The sequence below is a fragment of the Agrobacterium sp. LEGMi-208b genome (assembly GCF_059511785.1).
This window is the reverse complement of sequence record NZ_JCALIC010000003.1, coordinates 73595-98538: the sequence shown is the minus strand read 5'-3', so window position 1 is coordinate 98538 and position 24944 is coordinate 73595. Positions and strand designations below refer to the sequence as shown.

18 protein-coding genes and 4 pseudogenes are annotated in these 24944 nt (G+C 58.5%); 19 read left to right on the top strand and 3 right to left on the bottom strand.

The window, feature by feature from the left end; all coding sequences use genetic code 11:
* Positions 1-125: 125 nt before the first annotated feature.
* Positions 126-1256, bottom strand: coding sequence for an RHE_PE00001 family protein (locus AC5YUO_RS25850; RefSeq protein ID WP_496156642.1), 1131 nt, complete (start codon positions 1254-1256; stop codon positions 126-128).
* A gap of 170 nt (positions 1257-1426) precedes the next feature.
* Here AC5YUO_RS25850 and AC5YUO_RS25845 point away from each other — a divergent pair, with 170 nt between their 5' ends.
* The 7 genes and pseudogenes from AC5YUO_RS25845 to AC5YUO_RS25815 all read left to right on the top strand — a co-directional run.
* Positions 1427-1714 carry a DUF7673 family protein gene (locus AC5YUO_RS25845; protein ID WP_496156641.1) on the top strand — a complete coding sequence of 96 codons (288 nt, stop codon included), beginning with the start codon at positions 1427-1429 and terminating at the stop codon, positions 1712-1714.
* Positions 1714-2868 (top strand): site-specific integrase, encoded by a 1155-nt coding sequence (locus AC5YUO_RS25840; protein WP_496156640.1) that lies wholly within the window; start codon positions 1714-1716, stop codon positions 2866-2868. The genes AC5YUO_RS25845 and AC5YUO_RS25840 overlap by 1 nt, the downstream gene beginning before the upstream one ends.
* Positions 2869-3057: 189 nt before the next feature.
* Positions 3058-3312: a type II toxin-antitoxin system Phd/YefM family antitoxin gene (locus tag AC5YUO_RS25835; protein WP_496156639.1), complete on the top strand. Its 255-nt coding sequence runs from the start codon at positions 3058-3060 to the stop codon at positions 3310-3312.
* The gene (locus AC5YUO_RS25830) at positions 3312-3713 is read left to right on the top strand and encodes a type II toxin-antitoxin system VapC family toxin (RefSeq protein WP_496156638.1); all 402 of its coding nucleotides are present in this window, start codon (positions 3312-3314) and stop codon (positions 3711-3713) included. The genes AC5YUO_RS25835 and AC5YUO_RS25830 overlap by 1 nt, the downstream gene beginning before the upstream one ends.
* A gap of 4 nt (positions 3714-3717) precedes the next feature.
* Positions 3718-4322 (top strand): annotated as a pseudogene (locus AC5YUO_RS25825) (tyrosine-type recombinase/integrase); the annotation flags it as partial.
* A gap of 21 nt (positions 4323-4343) precedes the next feature.
* A complete protein-coding gene (locus AC5YUO_RS25820; protein WP_496156637.1) occupies positions 4344-4694 on the top strand; it encodes a DUF1275 family protein in 351 nt (116 codons plus the stop codon).
* A gap of 44 nt (positions 4695-4738) precedes the next feature.
* Positions 4739-4786 (top strand): annotated as a pseudogene (locus AC5YUO_RS25815) (hypothetical protein); the annotation flags it as partial.
* Between the two features lie 1825 nt (positions 4787-6611).
* On the opposite strand, the pseudogene AC5YUO_RS25810 reads toward AC5YUO_RS25815, so the two are convergent.
* Positions 6612-6867, bottom strand: a pseudogene (locus AC5YUO_RS25810) (hypothetical protein).
* Between the two features lie 819 nt (positions 6868-7686).
* Here AC5YUO_RS25810 and repA point away from each other — a divergent pair.
* The 12 genes from repA (at position 7687) to AC5YUO_RS25750 (ending at position 23988) form a co-directional block, all read left to right on the top strand.
* Entirely contained in the window at positions 7687-8898 is a 1212-nt protein-coding gene (repA, locus tag AC5YUO_RS25805; protein ID WP_496156636.1) for a plasmid partitioning protein RepA, read from the top strand.
* Entirely contained in the window at positions 8898-9896 is a 999-nt protein-coding gene (gene repB / locus AC5YUO_RS25800) for a plasmid partitioning protein RepB (RefSeq protein WP_496156635.1), read from the top strand. Before repA ends, repB begins: the two co-directional genes overlap by 1 nt.
* Positions 9897-10092: 196 nt before the next feature.
* On the top strand, positions 10093-11376 hold the full coding sequence (gene repC / locus AC5YUO_RS25795; protein ID WP_496156634.1) for a plasmid replication protein RepC: 1284 nt from the start codon (positions 10093-10095) through the stop codon (positions 11374-11376).
* 1507 nt (positions 11377-12883) lie between these two features.
* The gene (locus tag AC5YUO_RS25790; protein ID WP_496156633.1) at positions 12884-13858 is read left to right on the top strand and encodes a DUF3991 and toprim domain-containing protein; all 975 of its coding nucleotides are present in this window, start codon (positions 12884-12886) and stop codon (positions 13856-13858) included.
* Positions 13859-13984: 126 nt separating this feature from the next.
* Entirely contained in the window at positions 13985-14590 is a 606-nt protein-coding gene (locus AC5YUO_RS25785) for a DUF1419 domain-containing protein (RefSeq protein ID WP_496156632.1), read from the top strand.
* A gap of 11 nt (positions 14591-14601) precedes the next feature.
* Positions 14602-15291 (top strand): hypothetical protein, encoded by a 690-nt coding sequence (locus AC5YUO_RS25780; RefSeq protein WP_496156631.1) that lies wholly within the window; start codon positions 14602-14604, stop codon positions 15289-15291.
* A gap of 31 nt (positions 15292-15322) precedes the next feature.
* A complete protein-coding gene (locus AC5YUO_RS25775; protein ID WP_496156858.1) occupies positions 15323-15904 on the top strand; it encodes a DUF1419 domain-containing protein in 582 nt (193 codons plus the stop codon).
* A gap of 96 nt (positions 15905-16000) precedes the next feature.
* Positions 16001-17074 carry a hypothetical protein gene (locus tag AC5YUO_RS25770; protein WP_496156630.1) on the top strand — a complete coding sequence of 358 codons (1074 nt, stop codon included), beginning with the start codon at positions 16001-16003 and terminating at the stop codon, positions 17072-17074.
* Positions 17071-17748 carry a hypothetical protein gene (locus AC5YUO_RS25765; RefSeq protein ID WP_496156629.1) on the top strand — a complete coding sequence of 226 codons (678 nt, stop codon included), beginning with the start codon at positions 17071-17073 and terminating at the stop codon, positions 17746-17748. Before AC5YUO_RS25770 ends, AC5YUO_RS25765 begins: the two co-directional genes overlap by 4 nt.
* Positions 17738-17926, top strand: a complete 189-nt coding sequence (locus tag AC5YUO_RS25760) for a hypothetical protein (protein ID WP_496156628.1) — start codon at positions 17738-17740, stop codon at positions 17924-17926. Before AC5YUO_RS25765 ends, AC5YUO_RS25760 begins: the two co-directional genes overlap by 11 nt.
* A 452-nt stretch (positions 17927-18378) precedes the next feature.
* On the top strand, positions 18379-18780 hold the full coding sequence (locus AC5YUO_RS25755) for a DUF3085 domain-containing protein (protein ID WP_142843516.1): 402 nt from the start codon (positions 18379-18381) through the stop codon (positions 18778-18780).
* A 105-nt stretch (positions 18781-18885) separates the two neighbouring features.
* A complete protein-coding gene (locus tag AC5YUO_RS25750) occupies positions 18886-23988 on the top strand; it encodes a helicase-like domain-containing protein (RefSeq protein WP_496156627.1) in 5103 nt (1700 codons plus the stop codon).
* 159 nt (positions 23989-24147) lie between these two features.
* On the opposite strand, the pseudogene AC5YUO_RS25745 reads toward AC5YUO_RS25750, so the two are convergent.
* Positions 24148-24915, bottom strand: a pseudogene (locus AC5YUO_RS25745) (NYN domain-containing protein).
* Positions 24916-24944 lie beyond the last annotated feature (29 nt).

Below are 24944 nucleotides of genomic sequence, written 5' to 3'. Positions count from 1 at the left end.
ACCAGATTTGCAAACAAAAGTTGAATATAACTCTAACGTTTTTGGACTATCCGAGCGCAATTGAGTTTGCAACGCTCTCGGTTACTTATTTGACGGAATCCTGACATATCAAGAGGACTGCGCCACTACACCACTCCCCACGCGCGGAACCTCCCCCTTCCCGTCATCTCCTTGAGGCCCAGTTCCGACACGATCCGCCGCGCCGCCTGCGGCGTGACCTCTAGCGTTTTCGCCACCATCCCGGCCGACACCAGCGGCTTTGCCATGACGAGCTCGACCAGCTCCGGCAGCTTTGACGACGTCCGCCGCCCTTCCAGCTTCCGCTCCATCAGCGTGCGGGCCAGCGCCAGTCGGTCATGCTCCTTCATGCCAACCTCGGCGGCCGCCAAAAGCCCGTGGGCGATGGCGAGCAGCCGCGTCTCGCGATCGCGATGCCGGCGCCGATCGACGGGGATGGTTTTGAGGCCGAGATTGATGGCGGCGAGATGCGCACCGGTGGTGATATCAGCTTCCCGCAGGCTCGACGCGCAAAGCAGCCGGCCGAGCCAGGGCGCATGTTGCAGTACGGACAATTCGTTCCAGGCATCGAGGGCGACGATCGCCTGCAGCACCGCCGGCAGGTTTTCCGCCTGACGTAGCACACTGCGCCATTCGTCGAGCCGAGCATCCTCATCCCAGTCGAGATCATAGATCATCGGATCGGCCGGAGCCCGGCCGGGCTTCCTGGCTCGTTCGATTGCGGCCTCCGATCGGGCAAGCACCGCATCGATGGCGGCATAGTCGATCCAGGGCAGATTTTTCGCGTCATCCCCTTCGCTCCCCTCCCCTTCCGCATCCATCGCAACCGCCCGTCGGTTGATGCCGGCCGTCGACGCATCATCAGGGACGGCCGATGTGATTTCTGATGTCTTCCGGAGCGTCCGCAAACCGTCGGGTGATAGTGCCCAATCCGGTAACTGGCCAGAAATGCGCCGGCGGGTGCGCAGCACGTCGCGGGCGATGGTGAGTTCGTGGGTGGGGGTGCGGGTATCGCGAAAGGCGTCGTGGAGGACGAGGTCTTCGAGATGGACGAGTTCGCCGTCGATCCACAGGGAGCCACAGGCGTCGGCGAAATTCTGCCGCTCGAGGAAGCCTGCGCCGACCGGCGAGCGGGCGATACGCTCGTCGAGACGCGTCAGCGCGACACAGGCGTCGAAAGCCGGGCGCGTCAGGGCGGTCATGCTGATTTTCGAAAGATCATAAGCCATTGAAATCATGGTAAATGATTTGCTAAACGAACTCTATAGATATTTTATTGTTCGCCAGTGGGTATGGTTAACAGTTAGTTGATCTACCATCGATAAGTATCCCTTATCGATGGTTGATCGACAAGGCCAGCAAATCCAGCTAATCTGAGCCAAGTCACGCTCAGCAAAGGCTCTGAAACATGGAAGATCGCGTCCGCTTCGCCCTCGAAAAGCTGCTTAACGTCGCCCACCAGCATACCGGCCAGGGTGGGCGCGTCGCCAATTTTTTACTCGCGTGGTGGAATGCCGAAGTGCACGGCGGCTTCGACCTGACCGATCTCGCCAATGTCGATCGCGAGGTCGCCGACGACATGGCGACGGTTTTTACCTTTCTCGCCCGTGAAGACGATCTCGTTTACCCTGACGCATACAAGCCGGAAATCATTCAGATCATTCGCCGCTGGCGACCGCATGTCGAGATCGATTGATGTCCAAGTCGCGCAAACCAGCGTCCCTGTCCGACATCGAACGACGCTCCGTCGAACTGGACACCATCGCCTCGGTGCTGCCACTCGAACGGCGGGACGAGCTTGCCGAGCTTTTAACGGACCATGACGTCGAAACACTAAAACATCTCGTCAACCAAGGCATGGGCGACAACACACTGCGGGCGCTGACCTCGGATCTGGCGTACATCGAAGCCTGGGGATTGGCGGCGACAAAAAAATCCCTGCCCTGGCCGGCACCTGAGGCATTACTCCTGAAATTCGTGGCGCATCATCTCTGGGATCCGAAGCGTCGGCAGGAAGATTTTGATCACGGGATTCCGGACGATGTTGCCGAGAACCTCAGGCGTCAGGGTTTCCTGAAATCCACCGGCCCACACACACCGGCCACCGTGCGCCGGCGGCTGGCGAACTGGTCAACGCTAACAAAATGGCGGGGGCTCGACGGCGCCTTCACCTCCCCTGCCCTCAAGCAGGCAATCCGGCTGGCGGTGCGTGCCGTCCCTAGGCCGCGTCGTCGCAAAAGTGCCAAGGCGGTCACCGGCGATATTTTGGCCAAGCTGCTGGCGACCTGTGAAAGCGAAAGTCTGCGCGATCTGCGCGACCGGGCGATCCTGATGGTCGCTTTCGCCTCCGGAGGCCGCCGCCGCAGCGAGATCGCCGGATTGCGGAAGGAGCAACTAAGCATCGAGGCGCCGATCGAAGTCGAAGATGACCCTCCCCTCCCCTCCCTTGCCATTCACCTCGGCCGGACCAAGACGACCTCCGGCGAGGAGGACGACATCGTCTATCTCACGGGCCGGCCGGTCATGGCGCTGAATGCCTGGATGTCAGCTGCAAAAATTGAGAGCGGCAGCGTGTTTCGGGGGATTGGCCGCTGGGGGACGGTCTCACGGCGGGCGCTCGATCCGCAGTCCATCAATGCGATCATCAAGCAGCGCGTGGAGATGGCTGGTCTCGAGCCTGGAGAATTTTCTGCGCACGGGCTGCGCTCGGGTTATCTCACTGAAGCCGCCAACCGCGGTATTCCCCTGCCCGAAGCTATGGAGCAGTCGAGGCACCGATCCGTTCAGCAGGCATCGACCTATTATAACAGCGCGACCCGGCGAAGTGGGCGGGCAGCACGGATGCTTTAATCACCTTAGCGAATTACGCGCGCGCCGGATTACACGTCTGATAATCTTGTTATCGGACGTATTTGCTATTATCTCGGGATCGGGCCTCAACCCGAGAATTTGACTTCTAAACATGCACTTCCAGGCTTTCAGATAATCGAAAACGATGCTATTTGTGGCTAGACAGCCTAGCTAGATCGGAGATGATTCATGGATTGGCAGCTGCAGGACGCTAAGAACCAGTTTTCGAAGGTGGTGCAAAAAGCTCGCTTTGAAGGCCCGCAAGAGATAACGGTGCGTGGCGAGCGCACGGCCGTTGTCTTGTCCGCAAAAGACTATGACGCTTTGCGCGCAGAGCGACCGACTTTGGTTGATGATCTGCTCGCCGGGCCCGCTTGGGATGATGCATTTGCCGACGTGGTCGGCGCACGGGCCAAAGTCTCGAGCCGAGACGTGGCCTTCTGATGTATCTTGTTGACACGAACATCGTCTCGGAGGCAAGGCGGGGCACGCCGCAGGCAGTCTCGTGGCTACGCTCAGTCGATCCGCTTAGCGTCCACTTGAGCGCGCTGACCCTCGGGGAGATTATGCGCGGTATTGCCTTGAAACAGAAATCGGATCCCAGAGCTGCTGCACATCTCGCCGAATGGCTGCGCAAGCTGCGCCACGATCATGGTGATCGCATCCTTGCGGTGACCGACGAGATCGCGGTCGAATGGGGCCGCATCGCCGCGATCCGTCCCCGCGGCGACATCGACGGGCTGATCGCAGCTACCGCGATCGTCCACGACCTGATCCTCGTCACTCGCAACGTCAAGGACTTTGAGGACACTGAAGCGGCTGTGGTAAATCCATGGGAAGTCTAAGATGAACGTCGCAACTGTCATGGCCGGTATCCGCAAAAGCCATGAGCGACCGCCGGTCCAAAAGGAAGCGGTCATGGCGACCGACATCATCGCCATGCTCGAAACGCTTGATCGCGGCACCCTGCGCGGCATACGCGACCGGGCAATGCTGCTGGTTGGGTACGCAGGCGGGCTTCGCCGTTCCGAGATCGTCGGTCTTGATCTTAGGGCGGATCAGACTGAAGACGGCCGCGGCTCTTCCGACACTACCTGCCCCGTCGCCGCAGTCGAAACATGGATCAAATTCGCCAAGCTCGCTCACGGCCCGCTCTTTCTCCGGGTTACGGGACAGGGAAAATCTGTCGGTTCGGAACACTTGAATAACAAAGAAATCGCCCGCCTGGTCAAGCGCACCGCCATGGCCGCTGGCATTCGCGGGGACCTGGCCGAGATCAAGCGCCAGTTCAAATTCTCAGGACACTCCTTACGCGCCGGCCTGCGTTGTCTGCCGAGGTCGACGAGCGATATGTGCAGAATCAGCTGGGCCATGCATCCGCCGAGATGACCCGGCGATATCAGCGCTGGCGGGACAGGTTCAAAGTAAACCTGACCACGGCGGCGGGACTGTGAGAACCGCTTCGGAATGGCTTCATGCTGATTAGCCAGGGAGCGGCGCGCGACGCTCTAATCAATCTTAATCTTGCCTGCTCGCTGGCAATGATCGCTGGCGCTTTTAATGCTGCTGCCTTCTATGCGGTGGGCTTCTTTGCAGCCAACATGACCGGGAATGTGTCGTCGCTGTGCGATCATCTGGCGGCGGCGCAATGGGGTCCGGGGCTTTTTTTCCTCGCCATCGTCGTCACCTTTATTGTCGGCGCAACCGTGTCCAGTCTTTTTATCAATGGAAGGCGGCGACGGGGGTGGCCGGCATCCACGCCTACAGCACTCTGCTCGAAGCCTGTCTTCTCGTTTTGCTCGGCGTTGCCGACGTCTAGCTACTGACCGTGTGGTGCCCTCCCTTCTCGATCCTCGGCCTCGCCTTTCTAATGGGATTGCAAAATGCCACAGTGAAGCGAATTTCCGATGCGCAGGTCCGAACCACGAATATCTCCGGAATGGCGACCGATATTGGCATTGAACTCGTGTCGCTATCGATATCCCGCGTGGACGAGAGCCGGATGCTCATGCGGCCGGAAACCGCGCTCGGCTGATGCTCCACGCTTGGACCATTGCCGCATTTCTCCTAGGTGGCTTCTAGGCGTGCTCGTCTATCAGGCGATCGGCGGCTATCTGCTTCTGGTCTGCGCGGCAGTGCTGCTGCTTATAGCGATCGGTGGAATTCGAAAGCGCGGAACGTTCGTTACAACGGCCACACGTCGGTTTCGCTGGATGCCGCAAAGACGCCGCTGATTTCCCGGTCATTACTGTATGTTGCGATTAGAGTTTTAGACTAACGGAGAGTTTTATGCGCGTCGTCTCGATCGATCACATGTCATTAACGTCACCGACGTCGATCGCTCAGCAGATTGGTCCACGCGACTGCTGGGTATAACGCGACTGGACTATGGGACCCATCCAGATCATTCTCACACCGCTCTCAACGCATCAACCTTCGACCCACGACGATTAGTAGAGAATGGTTCACGGCCGATCATGAATCTCCCGGGAGCCACGATCTCTGTTTCCTGACATCATCATCGCCTGAGGATGTGCTTGCCCACCACGAGTCCGGCATCGAGGTGATTTCAGATCTTGACCAGCGAGAGGGGGCCTGCGGAACGCTGACCTCAGCCTATTGCCGCGATCCTGATCGTAGCCTCATTGAAATCTCAAGCTACCAAGTTTGAGAGCAAGACGCGCAATAGTCTACGCGCAAGGCAGCTTGTCACCCCTATCACTTTCCGTATGATCTCAGCCGGCGGTCTGAGAAGTTGGATATCGTCGAAGGGATATGCACGCAAAGCACACAAAGAAGCCTGTTCGTCGCTCTTGCTTTGATAACGTTGTCGCCTTTTCCCTCTTTCTGTTCGTCACCGGTCATGATGCCGACGAACGGACGCTGACCCTGATCGAGTGGGCCATTGGCGGCTTATTGATCGGTTCGGAATTTGGCTATCTGGTGAAATGGCGCCGGCTGAGAGACCGATCATAAAGGCACGGACCGGTCCCCGCTGACCAAGTGCGGTCGGACAAGCTCGACTTCCGTCGTTCAAACTAGTCTGGAGTCGCTCATCACGAAGACAACGTTCACGCTTGATCCGCTGCCCAGGATCATCACCTTCGACTGCTATGGTACAATCGTGCAGTGGCATGAGGCGCTTTTGCGCGAGATCTCCGACGTACTTGGAAAGCAGTCAGGCAGCGTGACTGCGCCGGCGGTACTTGAGAGCTTCTCCACTCATTCGCAACGCCTGACGGCAGAGCGACCCTATGTCCTTACAAAGACATCCTGCGCCTCGGCTTTGAGGCTGCGTTCGGCGAACACGGGATTTCACCGAGCGCGGCCAATATCGAAGGTATTTCCTCCTCGGTGAAGATGACGGCCCCGTATCCAGACGAGCGGGATGCTCTTCACCGGTTAGCGAGCGCTACAAACCGGCGATCCTGACCAACTCCGACGACGATCAGATCGAGCAGACGGTGGCTCGCATCGGCCTCCCGTTCGACTACGCCCCAAGGCTCTTCGACTATGCCCACCGTACGATGGGTGTCATGCCGCATGAGACCATGCATGTTGCGATGGGCATAAACTCGGATATGAAAGCTCGCCATCAACTGGGTTTGCGCCGCATCTGGGTAAAGCGCCGGAAAGAAAGCGGTAACCCGGACTGGATGCCTACGCGGAGGCACCTGATTTGAATGGCGCCGCGGCGCTGCTTTTGCCCTCGGGACAATGAACCGCTCTCAACTGATGCTGGCTCAAACGGTTGGCCTGATGGTAAACATGTCCTCACCGTAATGATGAAGGCGGGCGTGATGCCGTCGGCATAAGCACCGCGCCTGCAATGGGTCATCATACTGATCGTGGTGGGCATTGACCTTCTACCCCGCAGACCTGACAGGTCTGATTTTCCAGAGCGCCGGATTTCGCCACCCACTGCACTGCGAGATGGCCATCGTATTTGCGTGGGTTGGCGCGGCGCCAGTCCGCCTAGCGTGTATCGGCTTTGAGCATCGCGGTATCCATATAAAACCAAGGCGAGCACGAACGAAAAATTGGCCTCTAATTGCGATTACGAAATCAAACCGCTAGGGACGCATCGCTTCGACCAGAATATAGGCCAGCATTGCAACGCTTGCCGTCGTCGCCATGACAACACATCAAAGCCTGACGAGACGGGTTCGACGGGCCTCGCTGGCATCCCATTGATACGACGTGATTCTCTCCGTCTCCGCATAGTACACCTTTCCGCGAAGACGATTCCGCCATGGTCGATAGCGGCGCGCCAAGCTTCGTCGACAACGCCCCCGGAATGGCGGGCCAGCAGATCTGCACCCCATTGCCCCAAGCCGCCCATAGACAGTCGATCGGCTTTCGGATCGCAAGCTGCCGCCAGCGTTTGCACACCCGATTTCAGGCCGCGACAGCACGGAACCGCTATTTCAATCTTTTGACAGATATCAGTGCAGGGGATCGGTAGAGCAGCTTGACTTTCGCGGGTCTGCGGCCGACAGCGGGGAAGGGGTCGCAGAGCTTCTCCAATTATCCGCCTTGGAGTTGCACTTTGGCGTGCGCCAAAGATATGCTACCCTCCACCAAACTAAACCTGAGAGGATCGAGCCGAGATTCCCCGCCCGAACTTTACAGTTGTAAAGTTTGCGAACCGACGCGATTAAGCTTTACAATTGTAAAGATTCGAGTCCTTGAGCGAGTCGCGCTTCCGAGTAACCGTTAACCTTTCGTTAACTAAAAACGACTTGTGGAATCGGACGCACCCTGCCATCATTGACGGATACAACTGCTAAAATAGGCAATAACCGTCAAGAGGGATCGATGCCCCAGGCTGCATCAATTAACGTCAGGGACACGGCGTCCAAGATCGAGGCTTACACCACCAGACTCTCGGCGGAACTGCGCGACATGCGCGAGGCAGCTTACCCGCCGGAAGCACGCAAGGTGTTCTCCAGGACATTCTCCACCGTGGACCTCGTCCGTCTCCTCAAGGTACCTGAAAGCACGTTGAGACAGCTGACGATCGAGGGTAGGGGGCCTCAGCCAGACAGGGCAGATAACAATCGCCGTACCTATACCATTGGCCAGGTGAAAGAACTCCGATCGTTTTTAGCGGAACTTCGCCCTGACGAAGCGCACACTCTCTTGCCATCGCGACGAAAAGACGAGAAACTGCAGGTTATAGCCACCGTGAATTTCAAAGGTGGAAGCTCGAAGACGACCACGTCTACGCACCTCGCGCACTTTCTTGGCCTTCAAGGCTACCGCGTTCTGTGCATTGATCTTGATCCCCAAGCATCAATGACCGCAATGTTCGGCATCCAGCCCGAGTTCGATTTAGGTCCAAACGAGACGGCATACGCCGCAATTCGTTACGATAACGAACGCCGTCCATTCTCCGACATCATCCGCCCGACATACTTCACGGGCGTCGATCTGGTGCCAGGGAATCTCGAACTCATGGATTTTGAGTTCGACACTCCAAGCTATCTGACCTCAAAGACTCGCGATGAACTCGGATTATTTTTTGAGCGGCTAAGCGGAGCCTTGGCGAGTGTCGATGACCGATACGACTTCGTTATCCTCGATACACCGCCTTCGCTCGGCTACTCCACCCTTGCTGCGCTCTATGCTGCTACCTCGCTGGTCGTCACAGTCCATCCGGCTATGCTTGATGTCGCCTCATGCAATCAATTTTTGATCATGATATCCGATCTTTCAGATGTGCTTGAGCAGTTTGGCGCCCGTTTCGAACATGACTTCTTCCGGTTCCTACTCACTCGCGTGAATCCTAATGACGGCCCGCAAAAATATATGGCTGGCGTCATGCGCAGGCTATTCGGTGACGATGTCCTTGTCGCCGAAGCTCTGGAATCGACAGCTATAGCAGGAGCAGCGGTTGCAAAGAAAACATTGTACGAGCTGGAGACCGGCGAGGTTGGCCGCGAAGCGCTGAAACGCGCGCTCGAAAGCGCTGACCGAGTCAACTTCGAGATACTCAATTTGGCTCACAAAGTGTGGGGGCGCGGTTAATGAAAAAGAGCATCCTACAGCGAATGGCCGAAGAGGCATCGAGCCGCGAGCTCGTCCAAGGGGACGCGGTTACTAAATCACCACTTTCCCGTCGACATTCATCTCCCGTCATCTCAAACGTCGGGAGGGCGCTCAGCCATCTGTCAGAAGACAGCATTCTTTCTCTCGACCCATCGAAAGTTGAACGTTCACCCTATCAGGATCGGTTTGAAATCGATGCAGATGCGGAAGCGGAGCTTGACATTCTCAAGCTGTCGATTCTCGCCGAAGGACAAAAGATTCCCGTGCTCGTTCGGCCGCATCCATCTAAACCTGATCACTATCAACTCGCTTATGGCCATCGACGTCTCGCCGCCATAAAGGCCGCAATGGGCGAAGCAGAGCGACCCGAACAGGTGAAAATCAAAGCCTATGTCCGCGATCTGACGGACAGGCAATTGATACAGGAGCAGGCGCTTGAAAATGGTGTGAGAGAAAACCTCACTTGGATCGAACTCGCCATGTGGGCGGTCCAGCTGAAGGAGGCAGGTCTATCCAATCGCGCTATCTGCCCCGTTCTCGGGCTTTCTGAGGCAGGTGTCTCTCATCTTTTTCGTGTGACCTCTGTCATCCCCAGCGACATTATCTACGCAATTGGGCGTGCGAGGCAGGTCGGTCGCCCGAAGTGGACCGCCTTTGCAGAATTACTCAAAGCCCCCGGGAAGATTGAGGCAGTCCGCGATATATTGAGCACAGAGGAGTTCCGAAACTCCGATGGAGCAGGGCGCATTGCACTAGCAACCAGCGCAGCGATCGGCAAAACCAAAACCGCTCCAAACAACCCGGCCGCGACAATCGATTTTGCCCTGGGCGACCGCCTGTTCGGTCGGATGAAGACATCAGCTTCTGGCACGCTCGTGACCATTCCAAAAAAAGAAGATCTGTTCGCTCAATGGCTAGTTAAGCGGATGCCGGATTTGATGCGCGAGTACAAAGATCAAACTGATCAACCGGGCTAAGCCCCAAACCAACAAGTCTACCAAATCTAGAAGGAGCGACAGCGCAAAGAAAAAGGCCCCCAAAACGTTTCCGTCGTGGACGCCTCTCTCAATTCCTTAAGCAAGATCGAGAATCGCATTTCCACGAATCCTAGTCAAGAGTCTTGGCACCGTTTTGGTGAGCGGATTTCTTTTGCCTGAAGAAAGGTGAAGGAAAATGGAAAGTGGAATTGTAACGACGCCTTTCGGGCGGCGAGCGATGACGATTGGCATGTTGTCGCGCCAGCTGAAATCACAAAACATCGAGCCCAACCAAGCCGTCGATAAATGGAAGCTGTATCGCGCCCTTTGCGAGGCCAAGCCTATGCTACAAGTAAGTGATCGCTCTTTAGCTTTGTTGAATGCGCTGTTGAGCTTCTATCCGAAAAATGAGCTCGAAGAGGGATCAAACTTGACCGTTTTTCCCTCCAACGTCCAATTGTCACTACGCGCCCACGGCATGTCCGAACAGACTATCCGGCGGCATGTGGCCCTCCTGGTGAACGCGGGATTACTGATCCGAAAAGACAGCCCCAATGGAAAACGTTATGCTCGAAAGACGAGGGAAGGGGGGATAAGCAATGCCTTCGGGTTCTCCTTGGCACCGCTTCTAGCGCGTGCTGAAGAGATTCAGAACCTCGCATCTGCGGTCACTGCGGAACAGATCATGATCCGACAACTCCGTGAACAGATCAGTATTTGCCGCCGCGACATTTCGAAACTTATCGAAACCGACGCTCAAACGGACTCGGACACCGTCGCAGCCCGCCTTAATCACCTGATCATGACGATACCTCGAAAACCAACAAGCTCGCAGTTGCGCAATACGCTGCAAGCACTGGAACTGATACGCGAAGACGTCGTCAACGTGTTGAAACAACTGCTGGAAACCGGAAAACTTGGCGGCAATCCCATTCAAAATGAGCGGCACATACAGAATTCAGAACCAGAATCTTATCTTGAATCTGAAGCTTTCGATGCGACGAAATCTATGAACCTGTCATTTCAACCAACAGAGTTAGAACCCGAAACAAACACGGAAGTCCCCCAATCAATTCAACCCCGCGTACCCACTCCCCCATTCGTCACCACGGCCAGCGAATGCGTGCGGCGTAAAGCATTCCCACTCGATATAGTGGTTCGTGCTTGCCCGGAAATCGCTGACTACGCCGCTGGCGGTCAGATCAAATCCTGGCGTGATCTTATCTCCGCTGCAGCTGTCGTTCGTTCGATGCTGGGAGTTAGCGAGTCCGCTTACAACCATGCGGTGAACCAACTTGGTCCGGAAAATACTGCGTCTGTAATCGCATGTATTCTCGAAAAGGGAGGGCACATCAATTCGGCAGGGGGCTATCTTCGCGATCTAGCACGCCGCTCTGAGAGAGGACACTTTTCTGTCGGTCCGATGCTGATGGCGATGGTTCGAACCAAAAGCAGATTGCTACAGGCAAGCGGGGGTTGAATCTAACATCCACACGCGCACGGTAGCCCTCGCCGCACGGAGCTACGAGTAAAGCAAGGTGTTGCAGCTCGCCAGTAAGAAGCTCTTTTAGGTTCAAGCGCCGGAGTAAAAAGTGTTTGACCCTACCTGACGACCAGCTGCTCGAGATGTCAGAGTGGGCGCGTAGGGGTTGAGCTTTGCTTGAAATGTCGGACAGATTGCTCGCTTTCTGATTATGTCCTGACGCTGCAGAGCTGCGATGCCCGCGTCATGATAAAGCTCGACCACTCGTGATTTTTCCTGCCGAGCGTTTCCGGAGTTAGGGTAGGGGAAAAGATCACGAGGTTGTTGGTTGTCGCGCCGTCGTCCGTGATTGGGATGTATATCGTTCTCCTTCGATCAGGCCAACGACGCGGCCATTTCAAGTGGATTTCCGATGGGCTTACCGCGCCAACCCAAGTTTCGCGTTTTTGACGCTTGGCATACTTATAGGCGTTAACGTCTATCTCCCCTAGGCCCAACGGTGTCGATTATCTCGTATATCTGGACAAAGGCGCCGAGCCCCTCATTCAGAAGGGTAAGGATGCTTGTCTTACTAATGGGAACCGTTACCACTTTTTCGAGGTTCATGAGCGGCCACTCCATCTCCGGATCCGCTGTAATATCGTCACGAATCTCAAGCAACGTGTTCTCGGCCTTCTAACGGCTATCGAAGAAAATATCCGGAATGCCGGTCGGCGTCCAGGGCGTCTCAAATGGAATAGCCGCGTTCGAATAAGTGTAGAAAGTAAAGACGATATCCTCTGCCAACGGTTTCTCCATGAGGCTATTGGCGGTACGCCCCCCCGCCTTCAAATGCTCATTGACCCCTGGTGATCGGGGGATTCGAAACCGCATACCACGGCCCCATGGCCTTTAGTCCCGGAGAACCTATTGCATACGCCACAGGTCCCCCGACCGCAAAGGTCAAGGAGTCTGATGCCTTACGGGTGCCACCAACCGGGTATGAGGGGTTTCGACGCCCCAAAGCGGCGCGTACCGCTTCGCTGTGGAGCGATATGGGATCCTGTTGAATTTGTCCTGAAATTTCTTCGCTTATCCTCGATCACGGCATCACCTCAGCATTGCGAATGCGGCCATACCAGCAAAATGGCGGGAGAGCCGGGACGAGGAATTTAATGTTGCTGCCCGCCGAAGGGCTGGAGAGGTTCCGTCTTACTAACGTTTTCGGTGGTTCCGATCGAGGCTCCCGCTCGTCCATGATATCGCGTTCGCGAACAGCAGCTTGATCTAATTTATCCCGATGCTGCCGGAAGCCGGCCAGCCCTTCGGGTTCCGCTTGCGAGCCGGCGGCGGCAAGGGAAGCTTCGCCGCGGCGGGGCAGGCGGCGCTTGTAGCTCCCGACTTCAGGCACCCCCCGCCGCGCCCTTGCCTCCGCATGCTCTTCGCGGCTGTCGGATGGGGCTCGCGAAATGTGCGGGAAAGCAAACCAAGTAGAAAAGGGGCGGCTGAGAAGGCCGAAAAAACAATGGAAAAGAAGGAAATCGAGCAGCTGCGCAGCCGTGTACCATGCTCGGCGGTGTTGGAAAAAGCGGGCTTCGCAATCGATCTAAAGGAGAGCACGCAGCGGGCGGTCAAATATCGCCGTGACAGTGAAATCATCATTATGATCCATGAGGGTCACGGATGGTTCGACCCGCTTTCTGAAGCCAAGGGTGACGTATTTTCGCTCGTCGCCCATTTGTATGGAGGAGGGTTCGCGGCAGCGTGCGATCGCGTTGCCGGTTTAATCGGCTATGCCCCGCAAGTAACCGCCAGGCAGACGCCTGGTCGTGTCCGAGGGCCAAACATCGCAATTACGGAACGATGGAACCGCCAACGCCGTCCATGGCCTGGTTCGCAAACCTGGCACTATCTCTCCACGATAAGGCTCCTACCATCCCATACGCTCCATGCTGCCCTGTCCCAGAACCATCTTCGTGAAGGACCTTATGGGAGCATGTGGGCCGCCCACACGAACCATCTTGGCATCGTTACTGGTTGGGAGGAACGAGGTCCGAAATGGAGGGGTTTTTCGACCGGGGGAACGAAGGTCCTGTTTCGCCTTGGCCGGTCTGCGGCTTCCCGGCTCTGTGTCACGGAAGCGGCTATCGATGCCATGAGCCTTGCTGCCTTCGAGGGTCTTCGTGATGGTACCCTCTATCTGAGCACAGGTGGGGGCTGGTCTCCATCTACCGATGCAGCACTTCGCGCACTTGCCATTTCTCCAGGCGTTCACCTGGTCGGCGCGACCGACAACAACGTACAAGGTGACACATTCGCCGACCGCCTTCGTACCCTCGCCGAAGAGGCGGGCTGCGTTTGGCAACGATTGCGCCCCCCGGCGGATGACTGGAATGAGGCTCTGCAGGAAAGAGAGAGGGAGAAGAAGGAGAGAGGGCAGGGGAGGGGTGGCGTGCCGCATTCGCGCCAGCCGCGTCAAGGTAAGCTTCGCCCGGCCTGAGCCGGCCCTTGACCCGGCCGGACACGATGCCGGCGGCTCGGAAGGGGTGATGAAGGACTGAGGAAGACGAAGAGATCGCGAGGATCACGGAGCGCTTCGGTCCAGAAAACTCCGAAGGAGCCAAAGATGAATGCCTCACCCTCAATTCGCAAGGTCTACCAGGGTATCTCTGACCGCCGCCAGATGTATCGCATGTTCGATCGGCACGCACAGCGTCCGAACCGCTTCGAAGGCGATCCCACCCCGCTCTATGCCGGAGAGTGGTTCGAAATCGGCGAAGCAGAGCACGACTACATGTTCGAAATCCTGCCGCCGCTGTGGATCCGCGGCTCCATGTTCGCCATGCGCGAGTATCTGACGGGTTCCGTCACGAGCGTGTTTTTCGCATTGCGAATCGACAGCGCGATCCGTCACTTCCACGGGTATTGCGATCTTTCCGATACTGGGTCGGTAGAGCGCATGCGTCTTGCCATCATCGAGCGCGAAACCAGGCCGGTTCGAGCGATGACGCGCGACGAGCGTCTGGACCATATCTGGAGCAGCACGGCGGACGACTATCGCGGCTATGCCGGCGACCGCTGGCCATATGCTTCGCGTGGCAAGCCGACCGTGATGTTTTACGGCGGGAAAGCAGGCAGCACGCTCAAACTGCTGGAAGACCTGACCGACGAGGAAATCGCCGCAAAGCTGCCGGTGCACCTGCGCCATCTTCCCTCTTCAATCGCGGCTTGAGGGAAGCGGCTATGGCAGACTATCGCGCCGAAACCGTTGTGACACCGGAACTTCCGGCAACCGGCATGACCCCTCTCGAACGCTTGCTTCTTTCCCACGTCTTCGATGAGGAAGAGTGGAGTGACGGCGTCTTCTTCAGCACCTGGAACAGTTCCAGTGAACTGATCTCGCCGATGGCGGATGAATTGAGAACGGCATTGGAGGCGTCCCGTAACGTTGAAAGCCGCTTCACCGACCATATCACAGGCCTGCTAGAGCAGTTCGATGCTACCGATGAGATTGACCGCGGGTCGAACATCGAGATCGACCTGACGACAGAGGTCGGCGGCTGGCCCGAAGTCCTGCAGGACATCCTACGCCGATCCGATGCGATCGAAGAAATCGTCGTCTGGGCAGCCTTTACCTGCAGCAAGATGCGCGCCGACGGTTTTGGCGGCAGCGTCATGCGGATCACCAAGGCCGCAATCCAGTATTCATCGACGACCGACATGCTGGAGCGGATGCGGAACGAGCAGCCGGTGCAGCCAACGACCGAGAGTGGCGGTCATGAAACGCGCGGCCGTCTCGAGAGTATTGCTGCCAGTGCAGGATGGGACAGCTTCACGCTTCTGCTGCTTATCTCACGGTGGCTCGATCATAACCGCCAGACCGTAGGTCTGGCCGTTTACCTCGACGGCCTCGCGTCTGCCGAAGGCGAGTGATTTCAACGCAATCGCAGAAGGATCGATCGTGATGCCCACGACATCTCTCTTCTCGCCGTTTCGGCGGATCCACCCCGGCCCGGTTTCGATTTCCGAAGTGCCTGCACTGTTGTCCAGACACGACAGCGCTCCAATGTCCTTGCGCCGCTTCACCGGTATCCTTCATGCCCGTGAATGGTTTGAGCTTGATGAGAACGCAGCGCGAGCGATCGCCGGTGGCGTTATCACAACGATCCGGCCGGGCGGCACGGCCTCGCTTCCAGCCCGACGACCGGAGCAAATCCGCTCCGTCCTGTTCAGCCTGCTGACGAATGAGCGGGAGCGATGGTTCCATGGTTTTGTCAGTCTCACGGACCGGGCCATCACCACCGCGACCATGCGTGCAGCAATTGTTGCGCGTGAGAGTTCCGAGCAAGGCGTCCATAAGCGCCAGGAACGGCTTGACCAGATCTGGAACAGGACGGACGCCCGCGGCTACGCCGACGAAATCTGGCCCCCGGGCAACGAGGGCTTCAGAACGATCCTCATTCACAAGGCCGGATACCGGCCGGTGCTGAAACTGCTTGCGCATCTGTCTGGCGACGAAATCGCCCGTCTCATCAACGACAGTTGAGCGCGGCGATCAGCGCGTCTTTCCCAAAACTTCAACATCGACAACAGGCCCGGTGCTCATCGCCCGGGCCTTGCCATTTCCTCGAAGGAGATATCTATGAATGAGCGTGAAACGACCATCGTCATCAACCCAGCGATCCCGCTGCAGGATATAACCCCGCTGGAGCGTCTGTTCCTGTCGACCGTGTTCGACGCAGGCGAAATCGACGGTGCCCTCTTGCTTCATAGCGACCGACCCGTCAGCAGTACCATCCAGGTTCCGGCTGCGGATCTGTCCTCGGCCTATCAGGCATCGCGCGACGTGCCGAACAGCGATCTCAATCGCATTGTCGCCCGTCGCTGGCGTCACCAGATCGATGAATCCCACAGTATCGAAATCGATCTGGCAGAGACATCATGGGAGTTCGTTCTGCAGGATATCGTTGCCCGGTCCACGACCCTCCAGGAGGTTCGCGTTCTCGAATGGTATCGCCATCCCTCGCAGGCTCCTGACAGCTTCGGTGCCAATGTCATGCTGATAACGGCTACAGAGTGTGTCGGCCGGTCGAGCGACGATCTGTTCGAGGAGCTTCGTGCCGGGTCCGAGACACAACGACCAGCCGAGGGTCTGCGAAACCCGCCCGGCATCCCCGATCTGACCGGCGCAGACCCGGTGCTTCAACGCATGCGCTCTGCCCTCGATCGTCAGATGACGGGGCGGTTCCCGCGCGAAACGTTCATGCTGGATTGGCGCGGCCGCAACTCGCTCGTCTCAGTTCGCAGGTTCATCGAATCCTTCGCCACGCCGATACCGACTGACCCCGCCGGTTACAGTCAGCAACTGGACGCAGCCCTGTGCTGCTGGGAGGCGATGCAGGACTACCGTGTCCTGTTTGAGCACGACAAACCGTTGGTGCGGAACATTCACGCGTTGATGCAGCTCTGGACACAATTCGGTTCGATCACCTTGCGCCGTTGGGCGCGACCGGCCGCCAATTGCGCCCTCCTGATCCATGATCATCTCGGAAGGGAATTGATCGATCGGTTCGCGCCATTCGACTACGGCTTTATCCCCGCCGTGCTTGAGGTGATGGAATGGACAGAGAACGGCCCCGATTTCGCGACGACGCTCGAGGATGCGGCTGCCCGCGTGGTGAAAAAGCTTGAACTGCAACAGGGGGCAAGCCGATGAGTGAGACCATAGAAGCCACCAGTCTGTCGTGTGAGCCACCAGCTGGTGCCGGAACGAGCAAGGACAGCGCATGCGACAATAGCGATGGCGATCCCGTGGCCAGGAAACATTTCGTTCATGTCTACACAGTGGTCAGGGTCAAGGTCGAAGTCCAGGCCGAAGATCACCAGTCTGCCATGGCTTCCGCCGACACCCTTCTGTTCGGCAACAGATTTGCCGTCCGTCTTGTCTCCTCTGGCAACGGTGTGATCGAGGCCGACTATGCCGAGGAAGTGGTCGGGTATCTTGTCGATGAGGCGGACGACCCAGAATATGAAAGAAGCCGGAACTACGGTTCGGATCACGAACCGCAGGAACCGGATCAGCGATATCGGCATGCCCCTGCCGTTGCATCGGAAGATCGGTCGGTAACACTCACTTTCTGGCCCCAGGCGTGGTGGAACGGCCATGCGATCGAGGTCGACCCGTTCGGACCGACGGATTGGACCATACCGTTGTCATTGCTTCTCCAACGCTTTCCGACGGAGGTGGACTGGCATGCCAAGGCGGAGGACAGGGATGATCTGCGTTACGAGGGCGACGCGCCGCAATGGATCCGGGATTGGCCTGGTCCTTTCGAGGTGAGCTTGGACGACGAACCCGATGACGTCTGGAGCAGGTCTGATGGATCATGACCGTCTCCTACGCCGCCTCAGAGCGCATCCGGCGTTGTTCGGCGATGATGTGCCGCAATCAGCTCGCGTCACGCGTCTGATCCTGCGCTGCAAGGCGCGGCTGATACTCGAATGGGATGCCCGGGCCGAACGCTTTCGGCAGGAAGCCGATCGCCGCTTCTGGTTTCTGACCCTCTGAGAGGCAAGAAAAAAGAAAGAAACAGAACCCTATCCGCATCTGGCTCCGGCCCGTCAAGGGCGGGCTCTGCCGCTGAAGCGGCCCTTGACCGGCCATCGCCAATGCGGCGGAGGAAATCTGGATTGGAAGATCTGAAAAGACGCGATCAGCGCCAGAGACACTCCGATCCATCACCCTGAACACAGCGATTGTCGCCCCGAGGAAGCAATTCCCCGGGCGATGCCATTCGCTCAACTGAATGGAGACAGCCATGCCTGCCAAGTCGTTCACACCATCATCGATCCGATCGCTCAATCGAGGGCCCGGTTCATCGGAGGCCCGGGTTATTCCCGCAGCCGCCAACGATGACGACCCGGATCCCACGCCACCGTCACCCGCAGCCGCTGCGAAGCCCGTGATGTTCCGGGACGAAGCACTGCCCCTGCCGATAGCCGTTTGAGGGAGCATCGACCATGCTGACCTTCCCTGTCCAATCCGTCCTTGACGTCATCGCCCGTGGTCGTGCCGATGCCGGGACAAACGGTGGTTTTCGCGATCCCTATTACGGTCTTGAACCCGGCAAGGGTGAGAGGCCTGGACTTTGGCTTGTCGGGGACAACGGCGTGTACCTGATGTCCAACGGCAAATTGCCCGGAAACGGCAGGCCGATGGTGGTCTACGCAGAAGAATGCCACCCCGACAAGAATGACGACTGGTTCGAGGTCAAACGCCGAACTTTCGGCGGCGACGACGGTGTCGATTTTATCGATGCCGAAAGCCTCGAGGCAATGATCGCTGCCAGCCCACGAGGCACGCATCTCAGCTTCACCTTCACTGATGACGCGATGGAGATCGCCATCATCGAGCGCGGCTGACGCACAGCCAGTCGCAGCAACCATCAACCACTTCATCCTTGCGAGCATCATGCCGGCTTTCCCGCAGGCCAATGGCGCTTGTCTTTTTTCAGGAGCAATCACCAGATGTCCAACGATCCGTTCACCCTCGATATGTTCGGCAGCAGTGCGCTTTCTTCCGGCCTTGGCTTCGGTGTCACCGCATTCGGCGGGTTCGATCCCGCTGCGGCCAACGACGTAGAGCCCGATCCGACGCAATCTGCTCCCACCCCGACTTCTATCATTCCCACAACGCGCAAGCCGGTGCGCAAGCGGGGCGAGCGCCTCAACTTTTATCTCGGCGAAGACGGCCGTGGTCTTGCGGTCGGCTGGAAGGAACGCGCGAAGATGAACGTCGCCGCCATCCTGCTCGCCGGCGAGATCGAGCGGGCGGAGCGCCCCGCAACGCGTGACGAACAGGCGCGGCTCATCCGTTTTACCGGCTTCGGCGCGTCCGATCTCGCCAATGGCATGTTCCGGCGGCCGGGCGAGGCCGAATTCCGCGATGGCTGGGACGATCTCGGCAGTTCGCTGGAAACCGCAGTCAACGAACCGGACTACGCCAGCCTCTTGCGTTGCACCCAGTATGCGCACTTCACGCCGGAGTTTATCGTGCGGGCGATCTGGAAGGGGCTCCAGCGTCTCGGATGGAGGGGTGGCCGCGTTCTCGAACCGGGTATCGGGACCGGCCTTTTCCCGGCGTTGATGCCCGAGGTGTATCGCGGCAACAGTTACGTGACCGGCATCGAGCTCGATCCGGTCACGGCGCGTATCGCAAGGCTGCTCCAGCCGAGGGCGCGGATCGTCAATGGCGACTTCGCGCGCACCGACCTTGGCGTGGTCTATGATCTCGCCATCGGCAACCCGCCCTTCTCCGATCGAACTGTCCGTTCGGACCGGAACTATCGGTCCCTGGCCTTGCGTCTCCACGATTACTTCATCGCACGCTCGGTCGATCTGCTGAAGCCGGGCGCACTCGCCGCCTTCGTGACCAGTGCCGGCACGATGGACAAGGCCGACACGACGGCACGCGAGCATATCGCCAGGTCTGCCGATCTCGTCGCCGCCATCCGCCTGCCTGAAGGCAGTTTCCGCAAGGATTCCGGCACGGACACCGTTGTCGATATCCTTTTCTTCCGCAAGCGCAAGGCGGGGGAACCCGAAGGCGACCACCTGTGGCTTGACGCCGACGAGGTCCGCCCAGCCACCGATGACGAAGGTGCGATCCGCGTGAACCGCTGGTTCGCCCGCCACCCCGGTTTTGTGCTCGGCGAGCACGCGCTAACGTCTGGCCCGTTCGGCGAGACCTATACGTGCCGCCCGCGTGTCGGCGAAGATCTGGAAACGTTGCTGAATGCCGCGATCGACCGCCTTCCCGAAGATCTCTACGACGGCGAGCCGACGGAAATCGACCTCGATCTTGAGGACGACCTGGCCGAAATCGTCGACCTTCGCTCTGATAACGCCAAGGTGCGCGAGGGCAGCTATTTCACAGATAACAGGCAGGGGCTCATGCAGATCGTCGACGGTGAACCTGTCGAGATCAAAGTCCGAAAGGCTCGTAGCGGTGACGGCATCTCCGAAAAGCATGTCCGGATCATCAAGAAGCTGATCCCGATCCGCGACGCCGTGCGCGCGGTGCTGAAAGCACAGGAGACCGACAGGCCGTGGCGCGATCTTCAGGTGCGTCTGCGCATCGCCTGGTCGAGCTTTGTAAGGGATTTCGGCCCGATCAACCACACCACGGTTTCCATCATTGAAGATGCCGAAACCGGAGAGGTGAAGGAAAGTCACCGCAGACCGAACCTTCAGCCGTTTCTTGACGATCCGGACGTGTGGCTCGTCGCCTCCATCGAGGACTACGACCTCGACACCGATACGGCCAAGCCGGGCCCGATCTTTTCGGACCGGGTCATTGCGCCGCCTGCCCCGCCGATCGTCACCAGTGCGGCCGATGCACTTGCCGTCGTTCTTAACGAGCGTGGCCGTGTCGACCTTGAGCACATCGCCGAGCTTCTGCATTGCGACCGCAATAGCGTTATCTCCGAACTCGGGGACACCGTATTCCAGGATCCGGCCGACGGCTCATGGCGGACGGCGGATGCCTATCTCTCCGGCGCGGTCCGCACGAAACTTGCCGTGGCGGAGGCCGCCGCTTCACTCGATCCGTCATTGGAGCGAAACGTTCGGGCGCTCGAGGCCGTCCAACCGGCTGATCTTCGCCCGTCGGACATCACTGCGCGTCTCGGCGCACCGTGGATCCCGGCCAGCGACGTCATCGCCTTCGTCAAGGAGATGATGGGCGTCGATATCAGGATCCACCATATGGCGGAACTCGGCTCCTGGACGGTGGAGGCCCGCCAGCTCGGCGTGATTGCCGCCGGGACGTCGGAATGGGGCACGAGCCGTCGGCATGCCGGCGAACTGCTCTCCGACGGGTTGAACAGCAGGGTGCCGCAGATCTTCGACGTCTACAAGGATGCCGGCGGCGAGCGGCGGGTGCTCAATCCCGTCGACACCGAAGCCGCCCGCGAAAAGCTCCAGAAGATCAAGAGCGAGTTCGAACGGTGGGTCTGGTCTGATGCCGACCGTACCAACCGCCTCGCCAAGGTCTATAATGAGCGTTTCAACAATATTGCCCCGCGCAAGTTCGATGGCAGCCACCTGAAACTTCCCGGCGCCAGCAGCGCGTTCCAGCTCTATGCCCATCAGAAACGTGGCATCTGGCGTATCATCGCCGACGGTTCGACCTATCTTGCCCATGCCGTCGGCGCCGGCAAGACCATGACTTACTCTGCCGCGATCATGGAACAGCGGCGCCTCGGCCTGATCGCCAAAGCCATGTTGGTCGTTCCCGGCCATTGCCTTGCCCAGGCGGCCCGCGAATTTCTGGCCCTCTACCCGAACGCGCGGATCCTCGTCGCCGACGAGACGAACTTTTCGAAGGACAAGCGCGCACGGTTCCTCAGCCGCGCCGCGACGGCGACCTGGGATGCAATCATTATCACCCACAGCGCCTTCAAGTTCATCTCTGTACCCTCGGCATTCGAGCAGAGCATGATCCAGGACGAACTACAGCTCTACGAGGAACTGCTGACCGCGGTCGATAGCGAAGACCGTGTTTCCCGCAAGCGGCTCGAACGTTTGAAAGAGGGCCTCGAAGAGCGGCTGCAGGCGCTTTCCACCCGCAAGGACGACCTTCTGACCATCTCGGAAATCGGCGTCGACCAGATTGTCGTCGACGAGGCACAGGAGTTTCGCAAGCTTTCCTTCGCGACCAATATGAGCAACCTCAAGGGGATCGACCCGAACGGCTCGCAAAGGGCCTGGGATCTCTATGTCAAATCCCGCTTCATCGAGACGAAGAATCCCGGGCGCGCGCTTGTTCTTGCCTCCGGCACGCCGATTACCAACACGCTGGGCGAGATGTTCTCGATCCAGAGGTTGCTGGGCCACGAGGCGCTTGCCGAGCGCGGTATACATGAATTCGACGCCTGGGCACTAACCTTCGGTGATACGGTCACAGCGCTGGAAATCCAGCCGTCGGGCAAGTACCAACCCGTCAGCCGCTTTGCATCTTTCGTGAATGTCCCCGAACTGATCGCGATGTTCCGGAGCTTCGCGGATGTCGTTATGCCGGACGATCTGCGCGAATATGTGAAGGTGCCGGCGATTTCCACCGGCAGGCGCCAGATCCTTACCGCGTCGCCGACGCCTGCTTTCAAGTTCTACCAGCAGCTTCTGGCAGACCGCATCAAGGCCATCGAGATGCGTGAGGGGCCGGCGAAGCCCGGCGACGATATCCTGCTCTCCGTCATCACCGACGGCCGGCATGCGGCGATCAACCTCCGGCTGGTCATTCCGGCCAATGACAATGAAGAGGAGAACAAGCTCAATCTTCTCATCGGCAACGCCTATCGTATCTGGCAGGAAACATCCGAACAGACCTATCTGCGCCCTGACGGGAAGACCTATGACTTGCCTGGCGCTGCCCAGATGATCTTTTCCGATCTCGGCACGATCAATGTCGAGAAAACCCGGGGCTTTTCGGCCTACAGCTGGATCAGGGACGAACTGATCCGGCTCGGTGTTCCGGCGAGCGAGATCGCCTTCATGCAGGACTACAAGAAGACGGAGGCGAAGCAGCGCCTGTTCGGGGATGTGCGCGCCGGTCGCGTTCGCTTCCTGATCGGCAGTTCCGAGACCATGGGCACCGGGGTCAATGCCCAGCTCAGGCTCAAGGCGCTGCATCACCTCGACGTTCCGTGGTTACCATCGCAGATCGAGCAGCGCGAGGGCCGCATCGTTCGCCAGGGCAACCAGCACGATCTCGTCGACATCTTCGCCTATGCAACGCAAGGATCGCTCGATGCCAGCATGTGGCAGAACAACGAGCGGAAGGCCCGGTTCATTGCAGCGGCTTTGTCCGGAGACACCTCGATCCGCCGGCTCGAGGATCTTGGCGAGGGCCAGGCCAACCAGTTTGCAATGGCCAAGGCGATTGCCAGTGGGGATGAGAGATTGATGCGCAAGGCCGGTCTCGAGGCAGATATCGCCCGGCTTGAACGCCTGCGGGCCGCGCATGACGACGATCTCTTCGCCGTTCGTCGGCAGATCCGGGAAGTCGAGCGCGAGATCGAGGTTTCCACACAGCGTATCGGGGACATCGGCAAGGATATCGAGCGACTTGCCCCAACCGCCGGCGAGGCCTTCGTGATGACTGTTCTCGGGGAACAATATCTGGAACGGAAGGAGGCGGGTCGCGCGGTTCTGAAGGAGATCCTGACCCTCGTCCAGCTTCGAGAGGAAGGTGAGGTTCATATTGCGTCGATCGGTGGTTTCGATCTCGTTTATGACGGCGAGCGCTTCGGGAAGGATGGCTATCACTACCAGACGGTGCTGCAACGGACAGGCGCTGACTATGAGATCGACCTGCCGGTGACCGTCACGCCGCTTGGAGCGGTCTCTCGACTGGAGCACGGCCTGGATGACTTCGAGGGGGAGCGCCTCCGCTATCGCCAGCGCCTGGAGGAGTTGCAGCGACGGCTCACCTCCTACCGTTCCCGTGACGCAGGCGTCTTCGCGTTCACCGAGGAACTTGCCGAAAAACGCCGGCAACTTCGTGATGTTGACGATGCATTGGCTGCATCGGTGCGCGAGGAGGCCCAAAGTGTAGCGAATGCAGCCTGATCGGTAGCAGTCCCTGTCATTTCCTGCTGACCGCAGGCGACGATTTGTCTGGCGATGCCTCCGGTCTCGGCGTGGTCCAGGAGTGCCCTTTGGCGTCATAAGGCCGGGTGACTACCCGGGCTTGCGGCCAGCGCTACGCTGATTTCCCCTTCTCATCGATTAGTGGCTGCCCCTTGCCGGCCGCAGTGTCAGCTTTTTCCCTGATGTTTTCTGCTTGACCCGGATACGGAGCGGGCGGCCCTCTGCGTGATCGATATCGAAGTTATTTGTTTTCCTGACGAGATCGCTCAGCTTCCGAAATCCATAGGTTCGCGGATCGAAATCGGATGCCAGGTTTGCAAGTTGATTGCCGACCGCGCCGAGTGGCACTCATCCGTCTTCGCTTTCCATCTGGGCGATAACCTTCCTGATGATTGGCGTGGCGGCGCTCGGAGGCTGGAGCGAGGGTGTTTCATGTGCAGGATCTGTGCCGTTCGACGCGACCGCAGGCAAAAGGTTCTCGGTGTAGATGAAACGCCGGCATGCTTGGCGGAAACTCTCAGGCGTCTTCTGTTCACCAAATCCGAAAACGTCGATGCCTTGTTCCCGGATACGCGATGCCAGGCGGGTAAAGTCGCTGTCGGAGGACACAAGGCAAAAGCCGTCGAAGCGCCCGCTGTGCAAGAGGTCCATCGCGTCGATGACAAGCGTGATGTCGGAAGCATTTTTGCCGGTGGTGTAGGAAAATTGCTGTTGAGGGATAATCGCGTGCCTTGCGAGAACGTCGATCCACGCCTTTGAGCGGGCACTCGCGAAGTCGCCGTATATGCGTCGAACGCTTGCCTCGCCGATCTTCGCAATTTCCTCGAACAGACCATCGACAATTTTCGCGGACGCATTGTCAGCGTCGATCAGCACCGCAAGCCGCGGCGAGCGGGGTTCTGCCATGCAACAATATCCTGCCTACCACGGTTGAC

What these genes read in the sequence shown, in the direction of transcription:
- AC5YUO_RS25850 (WP_496156642.1), bottom strand. Translation starts at nt 1,256, where the DNA reads ATGATTTCAATGGCTTATGATCTTTCGAAAATCAGCATGACCGCCCTG.
- AC5YUO_RS25845 (WP_496156641.1), top strand. Translation starts at nt 1,427, where the DNA reads ATGGAAGATCGCGTCCGCTTCGCCCTCGAAAAGCTGCTTAACGTCGCC.
- AC5YUO_RS25840 (WP_496156640.1), top strand. Translation starts at nt 1,714, where the DNA reads ATGTCCAAGTCGCGCAAACCAGCGTCCCTGTCCGACATCGAACGACGC.
- AC5YUO_RS25835 (WP_496156639.1), top strand. Translation starts at nt 3,058, where the DNA reads ATGGATTGGCAGCTGCAGGACGCTAAGAACCAGTTTTCGAAGGTGGTG.
- AC5YUO_RS25830 (WP_496156638.1), top strand. Translation starts at nt 3,312, where the DNA reads ATGTATCTTGTTGACACGAACATCGTCTCGGAGGCAAGGCGGGGCACG.
- AC5YUO_RS25820 (WP_496156637.1), top strand. Translation starts at nt 4,344, where the DNA reads ATGCTGATTAGCCAGGGAGCGGCGCGCGACGCTCTAATCAATCTTAAT.
- repA (WP_496156636.1), top strand. Translation starts at nt 7,687, where the DNA reads ATGCCCCAGGCTGCATCAATTAACGTCAGGGACACGGCGTCCAAGATC.
- repB (WP_496156635.1), top strand. Translation starts at nt 8,898, where the DNA reads ATGAAAAAGAGCATCCTACAGCGAATGGCCGAAGAGGCATCGAGCCGC.
- repC (WP_496156634.1), top strand. Translation starts at nt 10,093, where the DNA reads ATGGAAAGTGGAATTGTAACGACGCCTTTCGGGCGGCGAGCGATGACG.
- AC5YUO_RS25790 (WP_496156633.1), top strand. Translation starts at nt 12,884, where the DNA reads ATGGAAAAGAAGGAAATCGAGCAGCTGCGCAGCCGTGTACCATGCTCG.
- AC5YUO_RS25785 (WP_496156632.1), top strand. Translation starts at nt 13,985, where the DNA reads ATGAATGCCTCACCCTCAATTCGCAAGGTCTACCAGGGTATCTCTGAC.
- AC5YUO_RS25780 (WP_496156631.1), top strand. Translation starts at nt 14,602, where the DNA reads ATGGCAGACTATCGCGCCGAAACCGTTGTGACACCGGAACTTCCGGCA.
- AC5YUO_RS25775 (WP_496156858.1), top strand. Translation starts at nt 15,323, where the DNA reads ATGCCCACGACATCTCTCTTCTCGCCGTTTCGGCGGATCCACCCCGGC.
- AC5YUO_RS25770 (WP_496156630.1), top strand. Translation starts at nt 16,001, where the DNA reads ATGAATGAGCGTGAAACGACCATCGTCATCAACCCAGCGATCCCGCTG.
- AC5YUO_RS25765 (WP_496156629.1), top strand. Translation starts at nt 17,071, where the DNA reads ATGAGTGAGACCATAGAAGCCACCAGTCTGTCGTGTGAGCCACCAGCT.
- AC5YUO_RS25760 (WP_496156628.1), top strand. Translation starts at nt 17,738, where the DNA reads ATGGATCATGACCGTCTCCTACGCCGCCTCAGAGCGCATCCGGCGTTG.
- AC5YUO_RS25755 (WP_142843516.1), top strand. Translation starts at nt 18,379, where the DNA reads ATGCTGACCTTCCCTGTCCAATCCGTCCTTGACGTCATCGCCCGTGGT.
- AC5YUO_RS25750 (WP_496156627.1), top strand. Translation starts at nt 18,886, where the DNA reads ATGTCCAACGATCCGTTCACCCTCGATATGTTCGGCAGCAGTGCGCTT.